This is a genomic window from Stutzerimonas stutzeri SDM-LAC (assembly GCF_000235745.1).
GTDB lineage: Bacteria > Pseudomonadota > Gammaproteobacteria > Pseudomonadales > Pseudomonadaceae > Stutzerimonas > Stutzerimonas stutzeri_H.
This window is the reverse complement of record NZ_AGSX01000185.1, coordinates 1-8943: the sequence shown is the minus strand read 5'-3', so window position 1 is coordinate 8943 and position 8943 is coordinate 1. Positions and strand designations below refer to the sequence as shown.

At 59.5% G+C, this 8943-nt stretch carries 9 protein-coding genes; 1 reads left to right on the top strand and 8 read right to left on the bottom strand.

All coding sequences use genetic code 11. The annotated features are described in order from the left end of the window. Positions 1-1000: aminotransferase class V-fold PLP-dependent enzyme (locus PSTU_RS0118420; protein ID WP_019342492.1), on the top strand; the 1000-nt coding region annotated here is incomplete at its 5' end. Positions 1001-1206: 206 nt separating this feature from the next. Here PSTU_RS0118420 and PSTU_RS0118415 read toward each other — a convergent pair. The 8 genes from PSTU_RS0118415 to fabF all read right to left on the bottom strand — a co-directional run bounded on the left by PSTU_RS0118415 (position 1207) and on the right by fabF (position 8847). Next, complete coding sequence (locus PSTU_RS0118415) at positions 1207-2610, bottom strand: amino acid permease (protein WP_019342491.1); 1404 nt, start codon at positions 2608-2610, stop codon at positions 1207-1209. A 182-nt stretch (positions 2611-2792) separates the two neighbouring features. Beyond that, positions 2793-3578: a TatD family hydrolase gene (locus PSTU_RS0118410; RefSeq protein WP_019342490.1), complete on the bottom strand. Its 786-nt coding sequence runs from the start codon at positions 3576-3578 to the stop codon at positions 2793-2795. A 143-nt stretch (positions 3579-3721) separates the two neighbouring features. After that, positions 3722-4078 (bottom strand): PilZ domain-containing protein, encoded by a 357-nt coding sequence (locus PSTU_RS0118405; protein WP_019342489.1) that lies wholly within the window; start codon positions 4076-4078, stop codon positions 3722-3724. A 31-nt stretch (positions 4079-4109) separates the two neighbouring features. Continuing rightward, a complete protein-coding gene (locus PSTU_RS0118400) occupies positions 4110-5099 on the bottom strand; it encodes a DNA polymerase III subunit delta' (RefSeq protein WP_019342488.1) in 990 nt (329 codons plus the stop codon). Continuing rightward, positions 5092-5724 (bottom strand): dTMP kinase, encoded by a 633-nt coding sequence (tmk, locus tag PSTU_RS0118395; RefSeq protein ID WP_019342487.1) that lies wholly within the window; start codon positions 5722-5724, stop codon positions 5092-5094. The genes PSTU_RS0118400 and tmk overlap by 8 nt, the downstream gene beginning before the upstream one ends. Continuing rightward, on the bottom strand, positions 5721-6788 hold the full coding sequence (gene mltG / locus PSTU_RS0118390) for an endolytic transglycosylase MltG (RefSeq protein ID WP_019342486.1): 1068 nt from the start codon (positions 6786-6788) through the stop codon (positions 5721-5723). The genes tmk and mltG overlap by 4 nt, the downstream gene beginning before the upstream one ends. Beyond that, positions 6785-7600 (bottom strand): aminodeoxychorismate lyase, encoded by an 816-nt coding sequence (pabC, locus tag PSTU_RS0118385; RefSeq protein WP_019342485.1) that lies wholly within the window; start codon positions 7598-7600, stop codon positions 6785-6787. Before pabC ends, mltG begins: the two co-directional genes overlap by 4 nt. A gap of 2 nt (positions 7601-7602) precedes the next feature. Further along, a complete protein-coding gene (gene fabF / locus PSTU_RS0118380; protein WP_019342484.1) occupies positions 7603-8847 on the bottom strand; it encodes a beta-ketoacyl-ACP synthase II in 1245 nt (414 codons plus the stop codon). Positions 8848-8943: the final 96 nt, after the last annotated feature.

The window sequence follows — 8943 nt, the reverse complement described above, 5'->3', positions numbered from 1 at the left end:
GCGCGACTATCCGCAATGGTTAGCGGTCGAAACCCGCCTGCGAAACCGCCTGACCAGATTGCTCAACGCACCAACCCCTGCGGACATCGCGCTGGTCAAAAACACCTCGGAAGCGCTTTCGTTCGTGGCCTTTGGGCTGGATTGGCAACCAGGGGACCAGATCGTCATCAGCGACGAGGAATTTCCCTCCAACCGTGTGGTTTGGGAGGCGTTGCAGCCGCAGGGAGTCGAGGTCATTCAGGTCAGCCTCAAGGGCAAGGACCCCGAAGGCGATCTGCTCGCTGCCTGCGGACCGAATGTGCGCTTGCTGGCGATCAGCGCGGTGCAGTATGCAAGCGGCCTGCGGCTCGATCTGCCGCGACTCGGTGAAGGCTGTGAACAACGGGGCGTACTGCTGTGCATCGATGCAATCCAGCAGCTGGGCGCGCTGCCATTCGATGTTCAACAGTACCGGTGTGCATTCGCCATGGCGGACGGACATAAATGGCTGTTGGGCCCGGAAGGCTTGGGTGTGTTCTATTGCCGAAGCGACTTGCGCAGCCAGCTCAAGCTACATGAATACGGCTGGCATATGCTCGAGCACGCCGGTGATTATGACCGTAGCGACTGGCAGCCGGCCTCCAGTGCGCGGCGCTTTGAGTGCGGCAGCCCGAACCTGCTCGGTGCAATGGCACTGGACGCAAGCCTGTCCTTGCTGGAAGAACTGGGGATGGTTGCAGTGGGCGCGGCGCTGGCTGAACGCGTCGATCATCTTCAGCACGAGCTATCAACCATGCCGGGTGTCGCATTACTGAGCCCAACCGATCCAGCGCGGCGAGCCGGAATCTTGACCTTCAGCATCGATGGGATGGATAACCCAACGCTGTTCCATCACCTTAAACAGGAGCAGATCGTCTGTGCGCTTCGTGGTGGAGGAGTGAGGCTCTCGCCGCATTTCTACACGCGACCAGAGGTCATCGAGCAAAGTTTGGCGGTCATTCACCGTCTGCTCGCAAAGTGAGCGATCAGCCTTTGTACGACTATTCCAAATCCGTTTAAGAATCCTTGTATTCGCCCAGCAGGGTCGGCGATCCGGACCAATACTTCAATCACTGGCCGCGCAATCCCCCCAATGCTCGGCCAGCTGAGGGAGCGAGGAACGTGACCTCATACTCCTAATGGTCTTGACCCGGCTCCTCGCGACGCCGGGTTTTTTTTGCCCGCGACTCAGGTTTCGGCGTGCGCTACACGAAGGCTCGCACGCCGCAACCGGAAGCATATCCAGATAAACAGCACCCAGAACGGCATGGCGATGATGGACGTTTGCAGACCGGGCATCGACAGCATGATCGCCGCAATCAATGCGACGAACGCCAAGCAAAGGTAATTACTGAACGGGTACCAGAAAGCTTTGAACGAAGGTTCGATCCCTTGCGCCTTCATCGCTTTGCGGAACTTCAAGTGAGCGAGGCTGATCATCGCCCAATTGATCAGCAGCGCTGCTACCACCAGCGACATGAGTAATTCGAGGGCTGTTTGCGGCAGCAGGTAGTTCACCAGCACGCAGAGCATGGTGACCAGCGCCGAAAGAGCGATTGCCAGCACCGGCACTCCACGTCGATTCACCATCATCAGTACCTTTGGCGCATCGCCCTGCTCTGCCAGCCCGTAAAGCATGCGGCTGTTGCAGTACACGCCGCTGTTATAAACCGAGAGGGCAGCTGTCAGCACCACGAAGTTGAGGATGTGCGCCGCCGTGTCGCTGCCGATCAGTGAAAAAATCTGCACGAAAGGGCTGCCACTGTAGGGGTCGCCGGCAGAGCCCAGCGTTTCCAGCAGGCTGTCCCATGGATAGAGCGCCAGCAGAACGCTGAGCGCGCCGATGTAGAAGATCAGAATCCGGTAAACGACCTGATTGATGGCTTTGGGTATGACCGTCTTCGGATCGGATGCTTCAGCTGCGGTGATCCCCACCAGTTCCAGGCCGCCAAAGGAAAACATGATAATTGCCAAGGCCATGACCATCCCACTGACGCCATTGGGGAAGAACCCCCCGTGGCTCCAGAGGTTACTGAGCGCAGCTTGTTCGCCCCCTGCTCCGCTCAGCAGCAAGTACAGGCCGAGCGCGATCATGCCGATAATGGCGCCGACCTTGATGATCGCAAACCAGAATTCGGTCTCGCCAAAGGTCTTCACGTTGACCAGATTGATCAGATTGATTAGCACGAAAAAAACCGCAGCAGTGGCCCAGGTCGGCATCTCCGGCCACCAGAACTGGACGTACTTGCCAACCGCAGTCAGTTCGGCCATTCCCACCAGTACATAAAGCACCCAGTAGTTCCAACCGGACAGAAACCCCGCGTAGGGTGCCCAGTATTTGTGCGCAAAATGGCTGAAGGATCCGGCAACCGGTTCCTCGACGATCATTTCGCCAAGTTGCCGCATGATCAGAAACGCGATCATCCCACCGATGGCATAGCCGAGAATCATCGAAGGACCCGCACTGCGCAGCACGCCAGCCGATCCGAGGAAGAGGCCCGTTCCGATAGCGCCGCCGAGCGCGATCAGCTGGATGTGCCGGTTTTTCAGGCCGCGTTGGAGCGGTCCGGTGTGCAGCGTATCGCTGGACATGGCGTCACCTTGTTTGGTCTGTGACGAAGAAATGACGAGACTGACGGCCGGCTATGCTTGAGCGCCAACCCAAGCCGTCGTATCCGCATGCCGTAGCCGGCAGGCGTGAAGCGGCGCGGATTGTACACCGCATCTGTGGATAAGGCCCGCCACGCACGCCGTTTTGCAAGCACTCACGTGCTTCAGTTGATGACGCGAGCCAAGGGAAACAGCCGTTTGAAATTGTCTGTGGTCTGCGCGGCCAACGCCTCGAAACCGACCCCACGCAACTCGGCAAGGTACTCGGCAACCTCACGCACATACTGCGGCAGGTTTGGTTTACCACGATGGGGGACTGGGGCCAGGTACGGCGAATCCGTTTCCACCAGCAGGCGATCCGCTGGAACACGGCGAGCAACATCGCGAAGGGCTTCGGCGTTGCGGAATGTCACGATGCCGGATAGTGAGATATAGAACCCGAGATCCAAGGCCGCCTGGGCCATATCCCAGTCTTCGGTGAAGCAATGCAGCACGCCGGCCTGGGGCAACGCTGCTTCGCGAAGCAGAGCCAGCGTGTCGGCACGCGCCGCACGGGTGTGCACGATGACTGGCTTTCCGCAGATCCGTGCGGCCTCGAGATGCAGGCGGAACGACTGTTGCTGCAGCTCGGCAGCTTCGGGCTCGTAGTGGTAATCGAGCCCGGTTTCGCCGATTGCCACAACGCCGGGGGCGTCAAGCTCTTGCAGCAACCAGCCCAGCGCTGGCTCGGCGCCGGGCTTAAGGTCCAGCGGATGCACACCCACCGAACAGTCGACATCTTCATAGCGCTGCGCGAGCGCCTTGACCGCTGCTGCGTTCTCGGCACTGACGCCAATACAGAGGAAGTGCCCAACGCCACGCTGACGCGCAGCATCCAATGCCGCATCAAGGGAGCCGTCGTAGGAGGCGAGATCGAGACGATCCAGGTGGCAATGCGAGTCGATCAGCATGGAAAAGTGTCCGAACCTAAAACCCGCGATTGTAGAGCAAAGTAGCTAACTGGTCGCAGTCAACGCGGTCAGGTCAGGTTGGCGGCGGGCGAAAAGCCGCAGCCAGAAGCGGTACAGCGAATAGGCAACCGCCGAAGATGAAGCTACATGGTGTGCGTCGGACGGTCGGATTTCATCGCGCCAGCCAGATAGGTTTCGATCTTGTTGCGAGCAGTCGAGTCGCCCTCATTGAACTGCACGCCAACGCCCGCCGCGCGGTTGCCTTGAGCGCCCTTGGGGGTGATCCACACGACCTTGCCGGCAACCGGTATCTTCTCTGGCTCATCCATCAGGCTCAGCAACATGAACACTTCATCGCCGAGCTTGTAACTCTTGTTGGTGGGAATGAACAACCCGCCATGCTTGATGAACGGCATGAACGCGGCATAGAGCACCGACTTGTCCTTGATGGTCAGGGACAGAATGCCGTTACGCGGACCAAGGTTTGCAGGCAAGCTCATGCAATATTCCTAACAACAGTTCCGATGGATTCTAGCTTGGCCCGGGCAAGCTTGCCCACTGCACCAGGAGCGCTTCGAGAAGCAAGACACGGTTAAGGTTGGCTTTGCCCAACACTTTCTGCCGGTGGGCAAGCAGCCAGTCCTGCAACGCCAGCAGTCGGTCAGGTGACGACTTCTCCGCCAGATACTGAACCACCTTCTGCATATCGGCCGCGCCAAGGCCACTTTCATCACCGCTCATCTGAAAGCGCAATATCAAATGCGCCCACTCGCAAAACCAGTCAAACAAAAGGATCAGCGAATGCGGGTTCCACGCCTCGGCCAGCTGACTGGGTGATTGCTGCCGTTTGAGTAGCTTCTTTACCCCTTCAACCACTCGCACCCGCATATCGAGGACGCCGCCATCGTGCAGCTTGAGTGCTGACAAAGGCGAGTTTGCAGACAATGTGAGTAGCTCTTCTCGCTGCGAGGACGACACGTCAGGCAGTTTGGCGGCCAGCCAATCAAGGCTCTGCTGGCGCCTGGGCAATGGGCAACTTTGCTGCACGCAGCGACTCTTGATCGTCGGCAGCAACCGGCTGGGTTGATGACTGATCAGCAGCAGTACGGTATCGCCTGCCGGCTCTTCGAGGCTCTTGAGCAATGCGTTGGCAGCGTTCAGGTTCATCGCCTCGGCCGGCTCGAGCAGCACCACCTTGCGCCCGCCAAGCTGAGCGGTTTGGGTAACGAACCCTACCAACTGCCGGACCTGATCGACCCGGATAGCCTTGTCGACCTCCTCGGGCTCCAGGACGTAATGGTCCGGATGGGTATGAGCTGCGAGTAACAGGCAGCCTTTACAGCTGCCACAGGCGCGATGCGCGGAAGGTCGCTGACAGAGCAGAAGTGCCATGAGCTGGTCGGCTAACGCCCGCTTGCCGATGCCTGCGGGGCCATGCAGCAAATACGCGTGAGCATGCTGCTGACGAGCTGCCAGTGAATGCCAGAGATCAGCCTGCCATGGAAGAACGCCGTCAGCCAAGTGCACGCTCCAACACCTCAGGCAAGAGCTCGTCCAGATCCTGCTGCACGGCGGTCAGGGACTGACTCGCATCGACAATACGATAGCGCTGCCGGTCGTCTCGAGCGCGATTGAGATAAGTGCTGCGCACGGCCTCGAAGAATCCGAGCCCCTCTTGTTCGAATCGGTCAAGGCGCCCGCGCGCGGCAGCACGGCTCAGACCTACCTCGACCGGCAAATCGAAAATCAGCGTCAGATCCGGACGCATCTCCCCCTGCACGAAGCTCTCCAACTGCTCGATGCGCTGACTGGAGAGCCCACGCCCACCGCCCTGGTAGGCATAGGTGGCATCGGTGAAACGGTCGCACAGGACCACGGCTCCACGCCCAAGTGCGGGGCGTATGACCTGAGCAAGGTGCTGCGCGCGCGCTGCAAACACCAGCAGCAGTTCCGTATCGCTGTTCATCGGCTCGTCTGCAGGAGCCAGCAGCAGCTCACGAATGCGCTCAGCCAATGGCGTGCCCCCGGGCTCGCGCGTCAATACGACATCAAGGCCGCGGTCGCGCAGGCGCTGTGCGAGGTATTCGCGATTAGTGCTCTTGCCCGCACCTTCGGGCCCTTCCAACGTAATAAAGAGTCCTGTCACTGGGCATTCTCGATGGGCACCGGAGCTTGTCGGGGCGGAGGACTGGAACGATAGTCAGCTCGGCGCTTGAGTTGATATTCACGCACCGCGCGATTGTGCTCGCTCAAGGAATTACTGAATACATGACTGCCATCACCCCGCGCGACGAAGTAGAGGCTTTTTCCTTCAACCGGATGCAGCGCAGCGTGAATCGCTTCGCGGCCAACCATGGCAATCGGCGTCGGCGGTAAGCCGCTGATCGTATAGGTGTTGTAGGGGGTCGGCCGACGCAAATCACTGCGGGTGATACGCCCCTTATACTTCTCGCCCATGCCATAGATCACCGTCGGGTCAGTCTGTAGCAGCATGCCTTGCTCCAGCCGGCGCACGAAAACACCGGCGATCTCGCCGCGCTCTGACGGTATCCCGGTTTCCTTTTCAATGATTGAAGCCATGATCAGCGCCTCATAGGCGTCTTGATAGGGCAAGCCTTCGCTACGCTGTTGCCATTCTTCAGCCAGCACTGTCTCCAGCCGCGAATAGGCGCGCTGGAGCAACTCTAGATCAGTGACACCTCGGGTGAAACTGTAGGTGTCCGGAAAAAAACGCCCCTCGGGGTGCAAGCCCGCTTGACCGAGCCGCTGCATGACCTCGTCATCCGACTGGCCATCTATCGTCTGCTGAACCGTAGGGAGCGCCGCCAACGCAGCGCGTACCTGACGAAAGTTCCATCCTTCTACGATGGTCAGCGTGTGCTGCACAACCTCGCCTCGCTGCCATAGCCCGATCATATCGCCGGCAGTCATTTCAGGCCGCAACTGATACTCGCCGCTGTGCAAGGTATGCCCGGAGAGCTTCAGCCGCCAGTGCAGCCGCAACCAAAACGAGTCGTCCAGGACTCCGTCTCGCTCCAACCGTTGAAACAAGCCGCTAGGCGTATCTCCGGGCTGGACCTCGAGCGTTTGCGCTGCATCTAGCTGCAACGGTTGCCCCAAAGCGGCATGTAGCTTCCAGAAGACCAGACCGAGCGCCAAGGCAGCGACCAGCAACGCGCCGATGAGCGCAAAAGACAGTTTTCGAATCACGTATCGCTCGACAGATCAGCCACCAGGCGTTGAAGTTTACGTGTGAGAGCCCCTACCGGCCATACGCGGGCGTCCAATTGGCGTACAGGCCAGATGCCGTACAGGCTGTTACACAGGAACACCTCGTCCGCGCGATATAGCTGTTCGAGCGAAAGATCGGCGATCTGGGTCGACACGCCAGCTTGCCGCGCTCGCTCCAGCACCTCTGCGCGCATGACCCCCGCGACGCCGCTGCGCACGAGGGACGGCGTCACCAACAGGTTCGACTCGACGATGAACAGGTTGCTGAAGACGCCTTCGATAATCCGCCCAGAGGTGTCGCGCATCAGGCCTTCGGCGAACGCAGGATCCTGCCACTCGGCGCGAGCCAGCACTTGCTCCAGACGATTGAGGTGTTTCAGCCCGGCCAGAATCGGCTGTTCGGCAAGACGGGTCGTACAAGGGAAGAGATGCACGCCCTGTTCAGCATGTGCTTTCGGGTAATGCGGCAGGGGCGAGCCCGTAATGACGGTGCGAGGCTGACAAGGTGTGGGCGGAGCGTAGCCCCTTCTGCCCTCCCCCCGACTGACAATGAGCTTAGCAACCCCGCCGCCAAGCTCGGCACTGAAAGCGCGAAGCTGACGGCTCAGGAGGTCAATGTCACAGGGGATCGCCAGGCGCTCGCAGCCGAGTGTCAGCCGCTCCAAATGCCGATCGAACAGCTCGGGCCGGCCACGCACCACCTTGATCGTCTCAAACAAACCGTCGCCGTACGCAAGCGCTCGATCATGAATGGGCAGCCCTTCAGCCGGCTGCCCATCGACCCAGCTCAACGTCACTCCGTGAACCGGCGGAACACTAGCGATCCGTTGGTACCACCGAAACCAAAGGAGTTGGAGACGGAGATATCGATTGTCCGCGGCTTAGCCTCATGCGGAACGAAATCAAGGTCGCATCCCTCGCCGGGTTCATCAAGATTGATTGTCGGCGGCGCCACCTGGTCGCGGATGGCAAGCACACTGAAGATCGCCTCAACGGCGCCTGCAGCGCCCAGCAGATGACCAACCATTGATTTGGTCGAACTGACCGACAGATCGTATGCGTGATCCCCGAATACCGTCCTGATCGCAGCGGCCTCGGCCTTGTCGCCGGCTGGAGTCGAGGTGCCATGAGCGTTGATGTAATCAACCTGGGTGGGGTCGATTCGTGCATCTACAATCGCGTTGCGAATGCAGCGGGCAGCGCCCGAGCCATCATCCGGAGGCGAGGTCATGTGGAAGGCATCGGCACTCATGCCGAAGCCGATCAGCTCAGCGTAAATCTTTGCGCCACGTGCTTTGGCATGCTCGAGCTCCTCTAGTACCAGCGCACCGGCACCATCGGACAGTACGAAGCCATCCCGATCCTTGTCCCATGGGCGGCTGGCTGACGCAGGATCGTCGTTACGCGTAGACAACGCGCGAGCTGCCGCGAACCCGCCGATGCCAAGCCCGCTAGCCGCCATTTCCGAGCCGCCTGCAACCATTACGTCCGCTTCGCCATAAGCGATGTTGCGTGCAGCCATACCGATGCAATGCGTACCCGTAGTACAGGCTGTAGCGATGGCGTAGTTCGGGCCTTGCAGACCTAGATGAATCGATAGAAAGCCCGAGATCATGTTGATAATCGAGCCAGGCACGAAAAAGGGGGAAATTCGGCGCGGCCCTTGCTCGATCAACGCCTTGCAGCTGTTTTCGATATTGGTCAGGCCGCCAATGCCCGAGCCCATGGCGACGCCAACACGCTCGCGGTTGGCGTCGGAAATTTCCAGTCCGGAATCACGTACTGCCTGAAAACTGGCAGCCAGTCCGTACTGGATAAAAAGGTCGAGCTTGCGAGCTTCTTTTGCCGGCAAATACTGCTCGACATCGAAATTCTTGACTGATCCGCCAAAGCGAGTGGAATAGGCGGAAAGGTCCATATGCTCTATCAGGCCAATACCACTGCGGCCGGCGAGAATCCCCTGCCAGCTGCTTGGCACATCGTTACCCAGCGGCGATAGCATGCCCATACCGGTAATTACGACGCGTCTACGCGACACAGCAATTCTCCTTGCATTCATTCGACTCGCCCTGCTCCGCTAGCATCCACGTGGACAGAGAGTCGCCTTCACAGATGTCGGCCACAGGCACGACCA

Coding starts and splice junctions, on each gene's coding strand:
- PSTU_RS0118405 (WP_019342489.1), bottom strand. CDS start 4,078: ATGAGCTTGCCTGCAAACCTTGGTCCGCGTAACGGCATTCTGTCCCTG.
- PSTU_RS0118415 (WP_019342491.1), bottom strand. CDS start 2,610: ATGTCCAGCGATACGCTGCACACCGGACCGCTCCAACGCGGCCTGAAA.
- PSTU_RS0118410 (WP_019342490.1), bottom strand. CDS start 3,578: ATGCTGATCGACTCGCATTGCCACCTGGATCGTCTCGATCTCGCCTCC.